Below are 21,578 nucleotides of genomic sequence, written 5' to 3' on the forward strand. Positions count from 1 at the left end.
CCTATGCGGTGTATCTGGAGCCAGAGCGGATGCCACACCTGCGTATTCTGTTCACTGCGGGTTCAGCATCTTCCACCGAACTGGTATACAAGTGGAAGGATCAAGTGGCGTACTACAACGGCTACGGTCCAACTGAAAACTCAGTTGCAACGTCCATCTGGCCGGTGTCCGAGGATGCAAGGGCTGGACAACTCATTTCCATTGGACGTCCTGTGCCGAATCATCGGGTATACATGGTGGATGGGCATGGACATTTGGCTCCGGTAGGCGTAGCAGGTGAGCTGTGCGTGTCTGGTCCAGGTCTGGCGCGTGGATATCTGGATCGTCCAGAGCTGACGGCGGAGAAATTTGTAGCGAACCCGTTTGCGGTTGGTGAAGCAGGCTATGAACGAATGTACCGTACGGGGGACTTGGCGAGATGGATGCCAGACGGCAACATCGAATATTTGGGCCGGATTGACCATCAGGTGAAAATCCGGGGCTACCGGATCGAGCTGGGTGAGGTCGAGGCACAAATCTTGAAAGTGGAAGACGTGCAAGAGGTCATCGTACTGGCCCAAGCGGACGAACAGGGGCAAAACCAACTGGTGGCGTACTATGTCGCTGAAAGAGACGTAAGCGCTGGGGAGCTGCGTAGCTTACTGGGTGAGGATCTGCCCAACTATATGGTGCCTTCGTATTTCATCCAGCTGGAGCAGATGCCACTGACACCGAACGGTAAAATCGACCGCAAGGCACTGCCAGCACCGGAGGGCAGCTTGCAAAGCGGAGCGGATTATGTAGAGCCGCGCACAGCACTGGAGCAGACGTTAGTGTCCATTTGGCAGTCTGTATTAGGAGCAAAGAGAGTCGGCATTTTGGATAATTTCTTTGATCTGGGCGGCGATTCGATCAAAGCGATCCAGGTATCGTCCCGCTTGCTGCAAGCGGGCTACAAGCTGGAGATGAAGGATTTGTTCCAATATCCGTCCATTTCACTGCTGAGCAGTCATGTACACAAAGTTAGCCGCACAGCCGATCAGCGGGTGGTCTCGGGAGCAGTTAAATTGACCCCAATACAGCAATGGTTCTTTGGACAATCCTCAGCAGAGCCACATTATTTCAACCAATCGGTGATGCTGTATAGAGCACAAGGATTCGCTGAAGCCGCATTGCATCAAACGGTGACCCAGGTGACGGAGCATCATGATGCATTGCGTATGGTCTTCCGTCAGACCGAACAGGGCTATGAAGCGTGGAATCGCGGTGTGAACGAAGGCGAGCTGTACAGTCTGGACGTTGTTGATTTGACAGGCGTCGAAGACACGGCAGAGGTGGCGATGGCGATTGAAACGAAAGCCAATGCCATCCAAAGCTCTATTCGTCTAGATGAAGGACCGCTGGTGAAGCTGGGACTTTTCCGCTGCATGGATGGAGATCATTTACTGATTGCGATCCACCATTTGGTCGTAGACGGGATTTCATGGCGGATTGTGTTTGAGGATTTTGCCACTGGGTATGAGCAGGCCGTGCGGGGAGAAGCGATTCGCTTGCCATATAAAACGGACTCTTTCTCTGCTTGGGCAGAGCAGTTGTCTCAATATGCGAACAGTCCGGCGATCGACAACGAACGCGAATATTGGCAGCATCTTGCCCAAATGGAAGTTGCATCGTTGCCTAAGGATCAAGAGAGAGCGGAGGGACAACATTCTCTAATCAGAGACACTGCGACGGTGAGCGTGGCTTGGAGCGAACAGGAAACCCGGCTACTGCTTCAGGAATCGCATCGTGCGTACAACACCGAGGTCAATGATCTGCTGTTAACTGCACTCGGCACCGCGTTATATAACTGGAGCGGTCAGGAGCGCGTACTGGTCAATCTGGAGGGCCATGGCCGGGAAGCCATTGTTCCAGATATCGACATCACACGTACCGTGGGCTGGTTTACGAGCCAATATCCGGTGCTGCTTGATGTGGATGGGAAGGCAGAAGTAGGGCAGCGAATCAAGCGGGTGAAGGAAGACCTGCGCCATGTACCGCATAAGGGCATTGGCTACGGCATTTTGAAATATATGTCTCAGCATGATGTCCATCCTTCCTTGACCTTGCAGCCTGAAATTAGCTTTAACTATTTGGGACAATTTGATCAGGACTTGGAAAATGGGGATATCAGGCTGTCTTCGCATCCAGGTGGAGAGCCGATGAGTGATCATACCGTTCTGGAGCAGCCGCTGAATGTGAACGGCATGATTACAGCAGGCGGGCTGACACTGGACATTCGCTATGACAGTAAGGTATATCAACAGCAAAATGTAGAGAACTTTGCGCAGTTGCTGCAGGAAAGCCTGCAGGAAGTGATCGCGCATTGTGCCTCCCAAGAGCGGAGCGAACTAACCCCAAGCGATGTCTTGTTCAAAGGCTTGTCGTTGGAACAACTGGAGCAATTGACGGAGCAAACGGCTTCTGTGGGCGAACTGGAAAATGTGTATGCTCTTTCGCCGATGCAGAAGGGGATGCTGTTCCATAGTCTGATGGAGCCGGACTCAGGTGCATACTTCCAGCAAGCGTCGTTTGATCAAAAAGGCAGCTTTGATGTTGAAATTTTCCGCAAGAGTCTAGATGTACTGACACAGCGTCATGAAGCACTGCGGACGAATTTCCATCGATTTGAAACAGGACATGGTCCGGAGCCATTGCAAATCGTGTTCCGTCACAAAGATAGCGATCTGTCCTTCAAGGATATACGCGAAATGCAGGAAGCGGAGCAACAGGCGTATATCCAGACGTTTAAGCAGGAAGACCAGGCTAGAGGCTTTGATCTCGGTACGGATGCACTTATGCGCGTACAGGTATTGCAAACCGATGAAGAAACGTATCATTTGGTCTGGAGCTTCCATCACATTGTCATGGATGGCTGGTGCTTATCGCTCGTTACAGGCGAAGTGTTTGGTACGTACTTTGCGCTGCTGGAGCAGAAACAGCCGGAGCTTGCTCATATCACACCATATGGCCAATATATCGAATGGCTAGAGCGTCAGGATGAACGTGCGGCAAAAGAGTATTGGAGCAGCTATTTGGCAGGCTTTGAACAGCAAACCTTGTTACCTGGATTGGATACTTCATCGAAAGACCAAGCGGCTAATACTGTATTCGCTACAGCAAACGAAACCAGGGAATATGTTTCTGAAAAAATAACGGTAGATCTGGATCCAGCGTGGAGCGAAGCGATGTACCGGATTGCAAAGCAGCAGCAGGTCACGATTAATACGCTGATGCAGAGCGTGTGGGGCCTTATTTTGCAGAAATATAACAACAATGAGGATGTTGTATTCGGCAGTGTGGTATCTGGACGTCCGACGGATATTGCGGGTGTAGAGCATATGATCGGTCTGTTCATTAATACGATCCCAGTGCGGATTCAAAGTGAACAGAATGCCACGTTTGTGGACATCATGCGCAAAACGCAGGAGCAGGCACTGGCCTCAGGAGCCTATGACAGCTTCCCGCTGTATGAAATTCAGGCGCTGACCGAGCAGAAGCAGCATCTGATTAACCACATTATGGTATTTGAGAATTATCCGGTTGAGGAGCAAGTCGAGCAGTTGGGTGAAGTTCGTCCATCCGCTTTTGAAATTACGAATGTAGAGGTTGTTGAGCAAACGAATTATGATCTGGACTTGATTGTGATGCCAGATGAGCTTTTCCGCATCATGTTCAGATATAACGCCAATGTATACGATCGGTCTACGATCGAGCGGATGCAGGGACATGTACTGCATGTCATCGAGCAAATCGTGAATAATCCGCATATCCGTGTGAATGAGCTGGAATTGGTGACACCGGAAGAGCAGGCGCAGATCGTTCAGGTGTGGGGAGATACGGCGGCAGATTATCCGCAAGATCAGACGTTAAGTTCACTGTTCGAGCAGCAGGTAGCGAGCACACCGGAGCAAGTGGCAGTGCTGTGTGGAGCGGAATCGTTGACCTACGCGGAGCTGAATGAGCGCGCGAACCGTTTGGCTCGGACGTTGCGTGCGGAAGGTGTTGAACCGGATCAGCCGGTAGGCATACTGGTTCAGCGCTCGCTAGAGATGATCGTAGGCATCTACGCGATCCTCAAGGCAGGCGGAGCCTACGTGCCAATTGATCCAGAATATCCGGCCGACCGCATCCGCTTCATGCTGGAGGATTCGGGAGCGAAGCTGGTGCTGACGCAATCGCATCTGGCAGAGCAAGCATCCTTGAGCTTCGACGGCAAGGTGCTGGTGCTGGATCGTCAGGAGCAGGCTGGCAAGGACATTTACCACGAAGACGGTTCGAATCTGGAGCCACTGGCCGGGCCGCATCATGTCGCCTATGTCATCTATACGTCTGGCTCCACGGGAAAACCGAAGGGCGTGATGGTTGAGCACCATTCCGTTCTGAACCGGATTTTGTGGATGCATGATCGGTACGGCTTGAGTGCGGAAGATACGATCCTGCAAAAGACCGCCTTCACCTTCGACGTGTCGGTGTGGGAGCTGTTCTGGTGGTCGCTGGTCGGCTCGAAGGTGAGCCTGTTGTCCGTGGGCGGGGAAAAGAACCCGGAAGAGATCGTCGACGCCATTGTCCGCGATGGCGTGAGCACGATGCACTTTGTACCTGCCATGCTGCATGCGTTCCTGGAGTATGTGGAGCAGCAGCCACGGGAAGTAATGCAAGCGAAACTGGCAACGCTGCGTCATGTCTTTGCCAGTGGTGAAGCCTTGCCGCCACAGCATGTGGCTCGCTTCCAGCGGCTCGTGTCGAGCCTGACCGGAGCGAAGCTGATCAACCTGTACGGTCCAACCGAAGCGACGGTGGACGTATCGTACTTTGATTGCGAGCCGACGGAAGAATATGCAGTCATTCCGATCGGAAAACCGATTCAAAACATTCGCCTGTACATCGTGAAGGAAGGCACGGAGCAATTGCAGCCGATTGGGGTTGCAGGGGAGTTGTGCATCGGTGGTGTCGGTGTGGCACGTGGGTATCTGAACCGTCCGGAGCTGACGGCCGAGAAATTTGTGAAAGATCCGTTTGCCGGCGGGGAAGCCGGGTATGAGCGGATGTACCGCACCGGCGATTTGGCGAGATGGATGCCGGACGGCAACATTGAATATTTGGGCCGGATCGACCATCAGGTGAAAATCCGGGGGTACCGGATTGAGCTGGGCGAGGTCGAAACGCAGCTGCTCCAAGTAGCGTCCGTGCGAGAAGCGGTTGTCATGGCTCGTGCAGACGAAACGGGCCAAAAACACATGGTGGCCTACTATGTCGCGGGGCAAGAGCTAGGAGCCAGCGAGCTGAGAAGTGAGCTGGGCCGGGAACTGCCAAGCTACATGGTGCCGTCCTACTTTGTACAACTGGAGCAAATGCCGCTGAGTCCAAATGGAAAAATTGACCGCAAGGCCCTACCAGCACCGGAAGGCAGCCTGCAAAGCGGAGCCGATTATGTCGCACCGCGAACGTGGGTGGAAGTGAAACTGGCACACATTTGGCAGGAGGTGCTGGGCCTCACGCAGGTCGGTGTGAAGGAAAACTTCTTCGAGATTGGCGGACACTCGCTGCGGGCGACGACACTGGCCTCGAAGATTCACAAGGAGTTGAACAAGCCGCTTCCCCTGCGCAGTATTTTTGAAGCACCCACGATTGAACAACTGGCAGCCGTTCTGGAAGGTCTGGATCAAGTGGTGTACGCGTCCATTCCGGTAACAGAAGAACGCAGCTTCTACCCGTTATCTTCAGCACAAAAACGACTGTATGTACTGCATCAGTTTGATCCAAGTGATGTGAACTACAACATGCCGTCAGTGCTGCAAGTGAGCGGTCCGCTGGATGTGAAACGAGTAGAAGACGTGTTCCGTCAACTAATTGATCGTCATGCAACCTTGCGTACCCGCTTTGAGCTGGTAGACAATGAGCCGATGCAATGGATTGAGGATACCGTGCCATTCGAGGTGGAATATACGAAGGTACAGGTAGAGAGTACGACTACGGCTACGTACACGAGGATTAGCGAGGAAGCACAAGAACGGGTACGGCAGTTTATCCGTCCGTTTGATCTAAAAGCTGCACCGCTGCTGCGGGTAGGCTTGGTGGATCTGGGTGTCCAAGGAGTAGGGCAAGAATCCCAGCATTTACTCATGCTCGACATGCACCATATCGTTTCGGATGGCGTGTCGATGGAGGTACTGACCGATGAGTTTGTCCGCTTGTATGGCGGTGAAGAACTGTCGCCATTGCGGATTCAGTACAAAGACTATGCCGTATGGCAGCAAAGCGAAACCCATCAGGAGTGGATGCAGCGTCAGGAAGCGTACTGGCTGGGCACCTTCCGGGGCGGAGTGCCTGTACTGGATCTGTCAACCGACTTTGCCCGTCCGGCGGTGCAGAGTACGGCAGGGGATACGATCGAGTTTGCACTGGGGCGTGAGGTTAGTGAACGCCTGAAAGAACTGGCTTCGCAAACAGGCTCTACCCTGTATATGGTGCTGCTGGCGGCGTACACCACACTCTTGCACAAATATACAGGCCAAGAGGACATTGTCGTCGGCACGCCGATTGCAGGACGACCGCATGCGGAGCTCAGTAATCTGGTGGGTGTCTTCATTAACACGCTGGCGATTCGCAATTATCCGTCCAGCGACAAAACGTTCCTGGATTATCTGCAAGAGGTGAAGGAGCATGCGCTCAGTGCTTATGAGCATCAAGACTATCCTTTTGAAGAACTGGTTGAACAGCTGAATTTGACGCGGGATACGAGCCGAAATGCGCTGTTTGACACGATGTTTGAGTTGAAAACCTTGGAGCAGCAGGCGTTGCAGTTGGAAGGTCTGACCCTGAATTCGTATCCGCTGGAAAATCATACGGCCAAGTTTGATCTGACTTTAGATGCAGTGGAGCAGCCAGAAGGCATTCTGTGCAGTCTGGAATATAGCACGGCGTTGTACAAGCCTGAGACCATGACGCGATTGGCACAGCATTTTGCGGAAATCGTTCGAGCTATTGCATACCATCCACAACAGCCCCTGGCAACTTTGAATATGGTAACCGTTGAGGAAAAGGAGCAACTCATCTACGGTTTTGGAGAAGTGGGAGTAACGGATGGTGCTGCAGTTGAAGCAGGAGCCCTGTTCCATACCTATGTGGAAGAACAGGCACAGCTTGTACCAGATCATGTGGCGGTGGTGTACGAGGAGGAGCAGCTCACTTACCGGAAACTGAACGAGCGCGCGAACCAATTGGCGCGGAGATTGCGGAATGAAGGCGTTGGACGCGAGTCGATTGTCGGCATTTTGAGTGAACGCTCGGTAGACATGCTGGTCGGCGTACTGGCGGTGTGGAAGGCGGGAGGCGCCTATGTGCCGCTGGATGCAGACTATCCGTCCGAACGCATTCGTTTCATGCTGGAGGACAGTGGTGCGACGGTATTGTTGACCCAAATCGGCTTACAGGAGCAAGCACAGATATGGCTTGGGGAAAGCCGACAGGCCTTGGCCGGAGGGCAGACTGAGGGTGAGTTGGAAACAGCGGCTGGTGCTGAAACGATGGAAAGAGACAGCCTAAATGAAAACTTAGGCTTGAAATCAGATTCGAAGTCTGACAGCGAAGCAGCATCCGAACCGGCAACAGGGCTGCGTCTGCATACCGTACTGGCATTGGACGATGAGTCACTGTACACCGGAGATACGACAGACGTCGATCACATCAACGAACCGCACGATTTGGCGTATGTGATCTATACATCCGGGACAACCGGACGGCCGAAGGGCGTCATGATCGAGCATCGCAGCCTGGTGAATACGGCTGCGGCGTATCGCCGGGATTATCGCCTGAACCAATTCCCAGTCCGACTGCTGCAACTGGCGAGCTTCTCCTTCGACGTGTTCGTCGGGGACATTGCACGGACGCTCTATAACGGCGGCACGATGGTCATTTGTCCGAAAGACGACCGGATTGATTTTAGCCGTTTGTATGGCTGGATTCGCGATGTCCAGATAACCGTGTTCGAATCGACTCCAGCCCTGATCGTACCGTTTATGCAGCATGTGCATGAACAGGGGCTGGACATGAGCAGTCTGGAACTACTAATCACCAGTTCGGACAGCTGCAGTGTGACGGACTACCGGGTGCTGCAAGAACGGTTTGGTGCGGATATCCGCATTATGAACAGCTACGGCGTCACCGAAGCGGCGATTGACTCCAGCTTCTACGATGAAGAACTGTCGAAGCTGCCAAGCAGCGGCCATGTGCCGATTGGTCAGGCGTGGCTGAACGCACGCTTCTACATCGTGGACAGCCAGCTGAATCCGGTGCCGATCGGCGTACTGGGTGAGCTGTGCATTGGTGGAGCCGGGGTGGCACGGGGCTACCTGAATCGTGCAGACCTGACGGCCGAGAAATTCGTAGCGAATCCGTATGTAGCGGGTGAACGGTTGTACCGCACAGGCGATTTGGCGCGGTGGATGCCGGATGGCAATGTAGACTTTATCGGCCGGATGGATGATCAAGTCAAAATCCGGGGCTTCCGGATTGAACTGGGCGAGGTGGAAGCGCAGCTGCTGACCGTGGACGGCATTCAGAAAGCCATCGTCACCGCCTGGGAAAACGAAGACGGAGACAAGGATCTGTGTGCGTATGTCGTAGCCTCGGAGGCGCTGAATTTGCCGGATCTGCGCAGCACACTCCAGCCCAAACTGCCGGGCTATATGATCCCGACCTATGTGGTACAACTGGATCGTTTCCCGCTGACACCGAACGGAAAAATTGACCGCAAAGCGTTGCCTGCGCCAGAAGCGCGCCTCGAAGGAGGCACGGCGTACGTGGCACCGCGCACACCGCTGGAAGAGCAGTTGGTACGTATTTGGCAAAGTGTTCTGAATCATCCGCAGATCGGTATTAAGGACCATTTCTTTGAAGTCGGAGGACATTCTTTGCGCGCGACAACACTGATGGCGAAAATCCATCAGGAGCTGAATTACAAGCTGGCTCTGCGAGATATTTTCCAATATCCGACGATTGAACAATTGGTGCAGGTGATGGGTGAAGATCAGACCCAGCAAACGTATGTATCTATTCCTGTGGCGGAGGAGCGTGAATATTATCCTGTTTCCTCGGCGCAAAAACGGATGTACGTGCTGAGTCACCTGGAAGGTGGAGAGGTTAGCTACAACATGCCAGGAGCGTTGATTATCGAAGGCTCCTTGGATAAAATGCGACTGGAACAAGCCTTCCGCCAGCTGATTGCCCGTCATGAAGCCCTGCGAACCCGATTCGAGATGGTGGATGGTGAGGTGATTCAACGGATTGAATCGGGCGTCGCATTCAGCGTGGAGCATGTGCAGGCAAGCGAAGAAGAGACCCAGCAGTATGCCCAAGACTTTGTACGCGCATTTGATCTCGCACAAGCACCGTTGCTGCGGGTTCAGCTGGTGGAAACCGGACCGGAGCGTCACGTCATGCTCTATGACATGCACCATATTATTTCGGATGGCGTCACGGAAGGAATTATCGTGCAGGAGTTCTCTCAATTGTATGAAGGCAAGGAACTGCCGCCACTGAGCATCCAGTACAAGGACTATGCGGTTTGGCAGCATGCAGATATGCAAAGTGAGCGGCTTCGTGAGCAGGAAAGCTACTGGCTGAACACGATGGCTGGTGACATTCCGGTGCTGGATATGCCTACGGATTTTGCAAGACCAGTCGTACAGCGTCTGGAAGGAGCGCGATTGGAATTTGCGATCAGCCTGGAGGACAGCGAACAGTTGAAACAGCTGTCCGCGCAAACCGGCTCCACCTTGTACATGGTATTGCTGGCCGCGTATAGCACGCTTTTGCATAAATATTCGGGACAGGAAGACATTATCGTCGGCACGCCGATTGCCGGAAGACCGCATGCGGAGCTGGAGGGCTTGGTAGGCGTATTCCTCAACACGCTGGCGATCCGCAATTATCCGGCTGGTGACAAAACGTTCCTAGATTACTTGCAAGAGGTCAAAGAGCATGCGCTCAGTGCTTACGAACATCAGGAATATCCTTTTGAAGAGCTGGTTGAAAAGCTGAATTTAACGCGGGATACGAGCCGGAATGCGCTGTTTGACACGATGTTTGAGTTGAAAACATTTGAGCAGCAGGAGTTCGAGCTGGAAGGTCTGACCTTTAAAACGTATCCGACAGACAATCATACGGCCAAATTTGATCTGACCTTGGATGCCGTGGAGCAGCCGGAAGGCATTCTGTGCAGTCTGGAATACAGCACGGCGCTGTACAAGCCTGAGACCATCGCGCGATTGGCACAGCATTTTACCGAACTTGTACGTGCGATTACTCTTCATCCGCAGCAGCCACTGGCAGCTTTGGATATGGTAACTGTCGAGGAGAAGGCACAAATCATCTACGGTTTTGGAGATGTGGGAGTATCGGATGTTACTGCTGAAGCAGGAGGCTTATTCCATACTTATGTGGAAGAACAGACCCAGCTTATACCAGATCATGTGGCGGTGGTGTACGAGGAACAACAACTGACGTACCGCACACTGAACGAGCGTGCGAACCAATTAGCCCGTAGACTGCGAAATGAAGGCATTGGACGCGAGTCGATTGTTGGCATTTTGAGTGAACGTTCGGTCGACATGCTGGTTGGCGTACTGGCGGTGTGGAAGGCAGGAGGCGCCTATGTGCCGCTGGATGCAGATTATCCGTCCGAACGTATTCGTTTCATGCTGGAGGACAGTGGTGCGACGGTACTGTTGACCCAAATCGGCTTGCAGGAGCGTGCACAGGCATGGCTCGAGGAAAGCCAACCTACATCCGAACCCGCAACAGGGCTGCGTCTGCACACCGTACTGGCACTGGACGATGAGTCGCTGTACACCGGAGATACCACAGACGTCAATCACATCAACGAACCGCAGGATCTGGCGTATGTGATCTACACCTCAGGGACAACGGGACGTCCGAAGGGCGTCATGATCGAGCATCGCAGCTTGGTGAATACCGCCGCGGCGTATCGTCGGGATTATCGCCTGAACCAGTTCCCGGTACGTTTGCTGCAGCTGGCGAGCTTCTCCTTCGACGTGTTCGTCGGTGATATCGCGCGGACGCTTTATAACGGCGGCACGATGGTTATCTGTCCGAAAGACGACCGCATTGATCCGAGCCGTCTGTATGGCTGGATTCACGACTATCAGATTACGGTGTTCGAATCCACACCAGCCTTGATCGTACCGTTTATGCAGCATGTATATGAGCAGGGACTGGACATGAGCAGTTTGGAATTGCTGATTACCAGCTCGGATAGCTGCAGCGTGACGGATTATCGGGTGTTGCAAGAACGATTTGGCGCAGATATTCGCATTATGAACAGCTATGGTGTTACGGAAGCGGCGATCGACTCCAGCTTCTACGACGAAGAACTGTCGAAGCTGCCAAGCAGCGGTAATGTGCCGATTGGACAGGCATGGCTGAACGCACGCTTCTACATCGTGGACAGCCAGCTGAATCCGGTGCCGATCGGCGTACTGGGTGAGCTGTGCATTGGCGGAGCTGGGGTAGCACGAGGCTACCTGAACCGTGCGGACCTGACGGCCGAGAAATTCGTAGCCAATCCGTTCGTGCCAGGTGAACGATTATACCGCACAGGTGACTTGGCGCGATGGATGCCGGACGGCAATGTGGACTTTATCGGCCGGATGGACTATCAAGTGAAAATCCGGGGCTATCGGATCGAGCTGGGCGAGATCGAAACGGCGATCCAGCGGGTGCCGGGTGTACGTCAAGCGGTAGTCATCGACCGGACGGATGAGCGTGGACACAAGTACTTGTGCGGATACATCACAGGAGAAGCTGAGCTGCGGATCGAGGAGGTACAGGCCGAACTGGAAGCCGGACTGCCAGCGCACATGGTGCCTGCACGTTTGATGCGACTGGAGACGATCCCGCTGACCAGCAACGGTAAAATCGACCGTAAGGCCTTGCCGGAACCGGAAGGAAGCATCCATACGGGTGCAGCCTATGTGGCACCGCGTACCACGGTGGAGCAAGTACTGGCTGCGGTATGGGCCGGGGTGCTCGGCGTGGAAGCGGTAGGTGCGCAGGATAACTTCTTTGAGCTGGGTGGCGATTCGATTAAGGCCTTGCAAGTATCCTCCCGATTGCTGCAAGCAGGTTATCGACTGGAGATGAAAGACCTGTTCAGTCATCCAACCGTGTCTGCCTTGGCACTGAAAGTTCAATCGGTGACCCGATTGGCGGATCAAAGCGAAGTGGTGGGCGCTGTGAAGCTGACACCTGTTCAACACTGGTTCTTTGAGCAAAACCTGACGGATGCTCATCATCATAACCAGTCCATCATGCTGCATAGCAAGGATGGTTTTGATGAACCGGCCCTGCGCACGGCGATGGATCAAATCGTTAGCCATCACGACACACTGCGGATCGTTTTCCGTCCTACGGAGCACGGATATGAAGCCTGGAATCGCGCAATTGGGGAGGGCGAGCTGTATACGCTGGAACGTATAGACCTCAGCCATGAGACTGAGGTGTCAGCGGCGATCGAGGCTAAAGTGAATGAAATTCAGGCGGGTATTCAGTTAAGCGAAGGACCGCTGGTGAAACTGGGGCTGTTCCATTGCCCAGATGGTGATCATTTGCTGATGGCGATTCATCACTTGGTGGTGGATACCGTATCTTGGCGCATTTTGTTCGAGGATATTACAACCGCCTACGAGCAGGCATTGAACGGACAAACGGCTCGCCTTCCGCACAAAACGGATTCGTTCCGCACCTGGGCGGATGGGCAGTCTCAATATGCGAATAGTCCGGCTATGGCAGCAGAACTTGGATTCTGGAAGGAAATGGAACATGGCGTATATCAGCCGCTTCCAAAAGACGAGCCCCCTTCTCATTCCTTGAATAGGGACAGCGAGAACATGACAGTTACGTGGACAGCTCAGGAAACGGAGCAGTTGTTAAAACAGGCGCATCGTGCCTACAACACGGAGATGAATGATTTGCTGCTTACCGCATTGGGACTGACGATTCATCGCTGGGCGGGCCTGGAACGAGTGCTCGTGAGCCTGGAAGGCCATGGGCGGGAATCCATTCTGCCAGAACTGGATATTACGCGCACCGTGGGCTGGTTTACGACCCAATTCCCGGTGGTGCTGGATATGAGCGTGGGGCAAGACCTTTCACAGCGCATCAAACAGGTGAAAGAAGGACTCCGCCGCATTCCGCAAAAGGGCATTGGCTACGGGATGTTGAGATACCTGTCCGCAGCATGTGAGCCAGAGCGTTTTGTGACCGAACCTGAAATCAGCTTTAACTATTTGGGACAATTTGATCAAGATATGCAAAGTCAGTCCTTTGGCGTATCTCCTTACTCTAGCGGTGCAGAGCTTAGCGCCCATGCAGCCAGAACGCACACGCTGGATATGAACGGACTGATTTCGGAAGGTAAGCTGCAATTGACAATCAGCTACAGCAAGCAGGAATATCGTCGTGAAACGATGGAGCAGTTAGCTGAACAGTTCAGAACCAGCTTGCAGGAAATCATTACGCATTGCACAGGCCGCAAACAGCAAGAACTGACGCCAAGCGATGTCATGCTTAAACATGTAACGATGGCCGAGCTGGATCAATTGGTAGAACGGACTCGTGACATCGGGGAACTGGAAAATGTCTATGCGTTGACGCCGATGCAAAAAGGCATGTTGTTCCATAGTCTGATGGATGCAGCATCCGGGGCTTATTTTGAACAAACGACCTTTGATTTGCACGGACGTTTCCAAGCGGATATTTTCCAGGATAGCTTGAATCATTTGGCGCAGCGGCATGAGATCTTTAGAGCTAATTTCATCAGCGGTTGGCAGGATGAGCCTGTGCAGGTGATTTTCCGCCGCAAGGAGGTTGGTTTCAGATGTGAAGATTTGCGTCATCTGAATGAGCAGGAACGTGACGCGTATGTGCAGGAATTTATTCGCAAGGACAAGGCAGCCGGATTCGATTTGTCCCGGGATGCGTTGATGCGCGTGGCGATTTTACGAACAGGTGATGAGGATTATTATTTTGTGTGGAGCTCTCATCACATCTTGATGGATGGCTGGTGTGTGGCGTTAGTCACGGATGAGGTGTTTGAGGCTTATTTTGCAGCCGTGGAGCATAGACAGCCGAAGCTTGCCCCCGTGACTCCATACAGTCAGTATATTGAGTGGCTTGAAGCACAGGATGAAGAAGCAGCAGCTTCCTACTGGAAGGATTATTTGCTCGGCTATGATCAGCAAACTTCGATTCCGACCGGAAAAGTAGGCGTGAAAGCGGGCGATGCACAATTTGAGCATATCCTGTGCGATCTGGGCAAGGACTTGACCGGACGTATGGAAATGGTGGCCAAGCAGCACCACGTGACCCCGAATACATTGCTGCAAACCGCCTGGGGCTTACTGCTTCAAAAGTACAACGGTAGTGACGACGCTGTTTTTGGCGGTGTAGTGTCGGGTCGTCCAGCGGATATTTCGGGGATCGAAAACATGGTGGGCTTGTTCATTAACACCATTCCAATACGTATCCGCAGTGGGGTTGACGATACCTTTGCCGACCTGATCAGAACGAATCAGAAACAGGCGCTGACTTCTCAAGATTATGAAACGTATCCGCTGTATGAAATTCAAGCCTTGACCGAGCAAAAGCAAGACCTGATCAACCACATTATCGTGTTTGAAAACTATCCGGTGGAGGAGCAGGTCGAGCAACTTGGCGAAGGGGCAGCGTCGGACTTTGAAATTCGCAATGCCGGCATGATTGAACAAACCAACTATGATTTCAATCTGGTTGTCATGCCGCAGGAAGCGATGAAAATCCGATTTGAATACAATGCGAAGTTATATGATCGTGAAGCCGTGAAGCGGACTCAGGGCCATCTGATACAGCTATTGGAGCAGGTGGTAGCGAAGCCGGACACTCGGGTGCAGGAGCTGGATATGGTAAGTACGCAGGAGCGCGAGCAAATTCTCCGCGTATGGGGCAATACAGCCGCCGAGTATCCGAGCGAGCAAACGATCCATGGCCTGTTCGAGACACAAACGGCACACACACCGGAACAGCCAGCATTGTTCTTTGAAGGAGAACAGCTGACCTATCGCGAGCTGAATGAACGTGCGAATCGTCTGGCGCGCACCTTGCGTAGTCAAGGCGTGACGAAGGATCGACTGGTGGGTCTGATGACCGAGCGTTCGGTGGACATGATCGTGGGCATCTTCGGGATTTTAAAAGCCGGGGGCGCATATGTGCCCATCGATCCGACCTATCCAGAGGAGCGTATCCGCTACATGCTGGACGACTCGGGTGCGAAGCTGTTGTTAACGCAAAACCATCTGGTTGATAAAGTGGCTTTCGACGGTAGCGTGCTGGTGCTGAATGGGGCACAGGGTGTGTATCACGAGGATGGTTCCAATCTGGAGCCGTTGTCTGGTCCGAACGATCTGGCCTATGTCATTTATACGTCAGGTACGACGGGTCAGCCGAAGGGTGTTATGTTGGAGCATCGCGGTCTATGCAATCTGAAAACGTATTTTGATCAGACGCTCAAGATCCGCACGTCGGATCATACGTTGCTGTTTGCTAGCTATTCGTTTGATGCGGCTTGCTGGGAAATCTTCCAGGCGCTGTTCTGCGGAGCCACGTTGTATGTACCAACGTCAGAGACGATTTTGGACTATGAGAGATTCGAACATTATATGACAGAACATCAGATTACGGTGGCGACGTTACCACCGACCTATGCGGTGTATCTGGAGCCGGAGCGGATGCCATACCTGCGTGTTCTGTTCACTGCGGGTTCAGCATCCTCAACAGAATTGGTATACAAGTGGAAGGATCAGGTGGCGTACTACAACGGCTACGGTCCAACCGAAAACTCGGTGGCGACGTCCGTCTGGCCGGTATCCGAGGACGAGAGAGCAGGACAACTCATTTCCATCGGACGCCCTATACCGAATCATCGGGTGTACATGGTGGATGTGCATGGACATTTGGCTCCGGTAGGCGTAGCGGGTGAACTGTGCGTGTCCGGTCCGGGTCTGGCCCGTGGTTATCTGGATCGCCCAGAGCTGACGGCTGAGAAATTTATACCAAATCCGTTTGCAGCTGGTGAAGCCGGCTACGAACGAATGTACCGTACGGGTGACTTGGCCAGATGGATGCCAGACGGCAACATTGAATATTTGGGCCGGATCGACCATCAGGTGAAAATCCGGGGTTACCGGATCGAGCTGGGCGAAGTCGAGGCACAAATTTTGAAAGTGGAGGATGTACAAGAGGTCATCGTACTGGCCCAGGCGGACGAACAGGGGCAAAACCAATTGGTGGCGTACTATGTTGCTGAAAGGGAAGTGAGCGCTGGTGAGCTGCGCAGCTTACTGGGCGAGGAGCTTCCAAACTACATGGTGCCTTCGTATTTGGTACAGCTGGAGCAGATGCCGTTGACACCGAACGGTAAAATCGACCGCAAGGCACTGCCAACACCGGAAGGCAACCTGCAAAGCGGAGCTGATTATGTCGCACCGCGGACGTGGGTAGAAGTGAAGCTGGCGCAAATTTGGCAGGATGTGCTGGGTCTGGCGCAGGTCGGTGTGAAGGAAAACTTCTTCGAGATTGGCGGACACTCGCTGCGGGCGACGACGCTGGCCTCGAAAATTCACAAGGAGCTGAACAAGCCGCTTCCACTGCGCAGTATTTTTGAAGCGCCAACGATTGAACAACTGGCAACGGTCATGGAAGGTCTGGATCAAGTGGCGTATGCGTCCATTCCGGTAACGGAAGAACGCAGCTTCTACCCGCTTTCCTCGGCGCAAAAACGACTGTTTGTGCTGCATCAGTTCGACCCGAATGATGTGAACTACAACATGCCGTCAGTGCTGCAAGTGAGTGGTCCGCTGGACGTGAAGCGAGTGGAGGACGTGTTCCGTCAACTGGTCGCCCGCCATGCAACTTTGCGTACCCGCTTTGAGCTGGTGGACAGTGAGCCGGTGCAATGGATTGAGGACACCGTGCCGTTCGAGGTGGAGTATACAAAGGTACAGGTAGAGGGTGCGACTACGGATACAGATCAGGATACAACCACGGATACGGACACGATGGTCAGCCAGGAAGCACAAGAACGGGTGCGGCAGTTTGTACGTCCGTTCGATCTGAAAGCCGCTCCGCTGCTGCGGGTAGGCTTGGTAGATTTGGGCGTACAAGGAACCGAGCAGGAATCGCAGCATTTACTCATGCTCGATATGCACCACATCGTCTCGGATGGCGTGTCCATGGGAGTACTGACCGATGAATTTGTCCGCTTATACGACGGTGAAGAGCTTTCGCCATTGCGTATACAGTACAAGGATTATGCGGTATGGCAGCAAAGCGAAGCCCATCAGGAGTGGATGCAACGTCAGGAAGCGTACTGGCTCGACACCTTCCGGGGGGAACTGCCTGTACTGGATCTACCTACGGACTTTGCCCGTCCGGCGGTGCGAAGTACCGCAGGCGATACGGTGGTGTTCGGACTGGAACGTGAAGTCAGCGAGCGGCTGAAAGAACTGGCGGCGTACACAGGCTCCACGCTGTATATGGTGCTGCTGGCGGCGTACACCGCGCTCTTACACCAATACAGCGGGCAAGAGGACATCGTAGTCGGCACACCGATTGCCGGACGACCGCATGCCGATCTGGAGCCGATGATTGGGATGTTCGTCGGAACGCTGGCATTGCGAAACTATCCGACAGCGGAACATACCTTCCGCAGCTACGTGGAAGAAGTGAAAGTTTGTGCACTGCAAGCCTATGAACATCAGGACTACCCATTTGAGGAGCTGGTGGAAAAGCTAAATGTGAAGCGGGATATGAGCCACCATCCGCTGTTCGATACGATGTTTACCCTGCAAACCACTGAGGAAGGCGAACTGCAACTGGCAGATCTGAGCTTCCGTCCATACGGCTTGGAACAAACGCCAGCGAAGTTTGATTTGACGCTGGAAGCCAGAGAGGAAGAGGCGGGTATCCAGTTCGGATTGCAGTATGCAACTGCGTTGTACGAGCGTGAAACGGTAGAACGGATGACGCGTCACTTTGTTCGCTTGGCCAAAGCTGTGGCGGTGAACCCGGATGCGAAGCTGGGTGAGCTGGAGTTGATTACAACAGAAGAAACCGAGCAGATTCTGAAGGTATTCAATGATCCGAATGCGCATAGCGTGCTTGGAGCATTACAAGGCCATTCGCTCAGCGAACGCTTTGAAGAGCAAGCGAAGCGCAACCCTGAGCGGATAGCCGTTGTGTCTGGGGCCACCGCGCTGACCTACACTGAGCTAAATGAGCGTGCGAACCAATTGGCTCGTGTGTTACGAGCGGAAGGGGTCGAAGCAGATCAACCGGTTGGCGTATTGCTGGAACGTTCTGCGGATATTCTGGTGAGCATTCTGGGGGTACTGAAGGCCGGAGGCGCGTATGTGCCGATGGATACGATGTATCCACAGGAGCGCATCGACTACATGCTCCAAGACAGTGGGGCCAAGGTCGTGATTACAAGTAGAGTTGCCAACCTGTCGCTCAGCTTGCCATCCACAGTTCGAGCTGTAGTCTTGGATGACGAGGACGTTCAAGCTCAACTGGGAGCACAGGATGCGAGCAACCTGATCCCTGTCGCCGGCCCGCATAACCTGGCCTATATGATTTACACGTCAGGCACCACCGGTCAGCCGAAAGGGGTCATGATCGAGCAGGGCAGTGTTAGCAATCTGGTAGATGCTTTATGGAAACGAGTATACAGCCGTTACGAACAGCCGCTTCATGTCGCATGGCTGTCAGCATTTGTATTTGATGCTTCGGTGAAGCAAATCTTTGCCAGCTTGCTGTTAGGCCACACTCTGCATGTGGTGTCCCGTGACGTCAGCCTGAGCGGAGAGCATTTGATCGCCTACTACCGCACGCACCGGATTGATCTGTCGGACGGCACACCTGCGCATCTGCATATTTTGAACGAAAGCGTCAGTGTGACGGAAGCGCCGGAAGTGAAGCATTACCTGATTGGTGGCGAAGCATTATCCGTGCAGCTGGTACAAGTGTTCCTGCACAAGTGGTCCGGGTATCGTCCGGTGATTACGAACGTGTACGGTCCGACCGAAACGACGGTAGATGCGACCGCTTATACGATTGAAGATGTGGAGTCCCTGAACGCACTGCTGGAAAAAGGGGAGCATACGGTATCCATCGGAACGCCGATCGCGAACCAGTCGGTGTACATCTTGAACAGCCAGCAACAGCTGGTGCCGATCGGTATCGCAGGTGAGCTTTATATCGGGGGTGCAGGTGTCGGACGAGGATACCTGAACCTGCCGGAGCTGACGGCAGAGAAGTTCGTCCTGAATCCGTTCGCTGATGCGGCAGCAACCGATCCAGCGGACAGCACTCACGCAAACCGGATGTACCGCACGGGCGACTTGGCACGGTGGATGCCAGACGGCAGTATTGAGTATTTGGGCCGGATCGACCACCAGGTGAAAATCCGGGGTTACCGGATCGAGCTGGGTGAGGTGGAAGCGCAGCTGCTGACCGTGGATGGCATTCAGAAAGCCGTGGTCACAGCATGGGAAAACGAAGACGGACACAAGGACCTGTGTGCCTACATCATAGCTTCAGCGTCCCTGAGTTTGCCGGAGCTACGGAATGCGCTGCAGCCGAAGCTGCCCGATTACATGATCCCGACGTATGTGGTACAACTGGATCGTTTCCCGCTGACACCGAACGGGAAAATCGACCGCAAGGCGCTGCCGGCGCCGGAAGCACGCCTCGAAGGAGGCCTGGAGTACGTTGCACCGCGGACGCCGCTGGAAGCCAAGCTAGCCCAAATCTGGCAGGATGTCTTGAAGCTGTCCAGCGTAGGAGTCACCGACTCATTCTTTGACGTGGGTGGGCACTCCCTGCGGGCAACGACGCTGGTGGCCAAAATCCATCAGGAACTGGACAGCCGGATTACGCTGCGTGAGGTGTTCCAACACTTTACGATTGAGCAGCAAGCCCAGCTCATCGCAACGCACGGCACAGACACCTATACGGTGATTCCTGCGGCGGCGCAACAGGCATACTACCCGGTTTCCTCGGCTCAAAAACGACTGTACATTTTGAGCCATCTGGAAGGTGGGGATCTCAGCTACAATATGCCGGGTGTATTAACCGTGGAGGGACCGCTTCAGGCCGATCGGCTGGAGGATGCGTTCCGTCAGTTAATAGCTCGCCATGAAACGCTGCGGACTTCCTTTGAAATGCTGGAAGGCGAGGTCGTACAGCGGGTGTACGATCAAGTGGAGTTTGCAGTAGAGCACCTGCAAGCCAGGGAGTCCGAAGCCGATGCCTATATCGAGTCCTTTGTACGCAGCTTTGACCTTCGCCAGGCACCACTGCTGCGTGTCCGTCTTATTCAAACCGGACCAGAGCGCCATCTCCTGATGTACGACATGCACCATATTATTTCAGACGGTGTATCGTCGAACAATATCGTGCAGGAGTTGGTACAACTGTACGAAGGACAGGCATTGGAGCCGCTGCAAATTCAGTACAAAGACTACGCCGTGTGGCAGCAGCAGGAGATGCAGCGTGAATCATACCAACGCCGGGAACACTTCTGGCTGGAGCATTTAGCTGGAGAGTTGCCGGTACTGAATTTGCCAATTGCTTATCCTAGACCTGCTGTTCGCAGCTTCGAAGGTGCGATGTATGAATTTACAGTGGACGCGAATGTATCCGAGCAACTGCACCGAATTGCGACACAAACCGGAAGTACACTGTACATGGTGCTGTTGAGCGCCTACACCGTTCTGCTGTCCAAATACAGCGGTCAGGACGATTTGATCATCGGTACGCCAGTAGCAGGCCGCTTGTTGCCTGAGCTGGAGCCACTGATCGGAATGTTCGTCAATACGCTAGCCATCCGGCATCAGCCGAAGGGCAACCAAACGTTCCACAGCTACTTGCAGGAAGCCAGAGATCGTACGCTGCAAGCCTTTGAGCATCAGGATTATCCACTGGAAGAGTTGGTGGAAAAGCTGGATGTAGCACGGGATGCAAGCCGTAACCCGTTGTTTGACACCATGTTTGTACTGCAAAATACAGAGTCGCAGGAAACGAAGCTAGAAACGCTGTCCTTCAGTCCATATGTTCAGGAGCACAGCATCTCCAAATTCGATTTGACCTTGTCTATGAGTGATGAAGACGGGGAAATCAAGGGTTCGTTTGAATATTGCACGAAGCTGTTTGGGGCCGACGCTATTGAGAGATTAACCAGAGATTTGATAGCGATCCTGTCCCAGATTGGAATCGATCCAGATTTGCTGTTAGGCGATATTCAGGTTAACTCGGACGAGCGGCCGGAAGGCTTCTCACCGGATTCCATCGACTTTGTTTTTTAAATCCGTTTTCTAAAATGCAATGAGTTCACTTTGCGTGTGCAGAGGGCGGCGGCTTGTCCGACTGCCCTTGCCTGCAAAGTATTCTTTTTCTGACACAACGCTCATGTACGTAACAACGCACCATCCAACCGGGGAACA

Annotated in this window: 1 protein-coding gene (only partly in view); it reads left to right on the forward strand. The window is 53.4% G+C overall.

The features are described 5' to 3' along the window. Positions 1-21,440: the 3' portion of a non-ribosomal peptide synthase/polyketide synthase gene (locus NSQ57_RS11315; protein ID WP_342426031.1), read on the forward strand. Its footprint begins 20,815 nt before the window's first position; the window shows 21,440 of its 42,255 coding nt (coding positions 20,816-42,255); the start codon falls outside the window, past its left edge; it ends in the stop codon at positions 21,438-21,440. Positions 21,441-21,578: the final 138 nt, after the last annotated feature.

The organism is Paenibacillus sp. FSL L8-0502, assembly GCF_038593055.1.
Taxonomy (GTDB): Bacteria; Bacillota; Bacilli; order Paenibacillales; family Paenibacillaceae; genus Paenibacillus; species Paenibacillus polymyxa_D.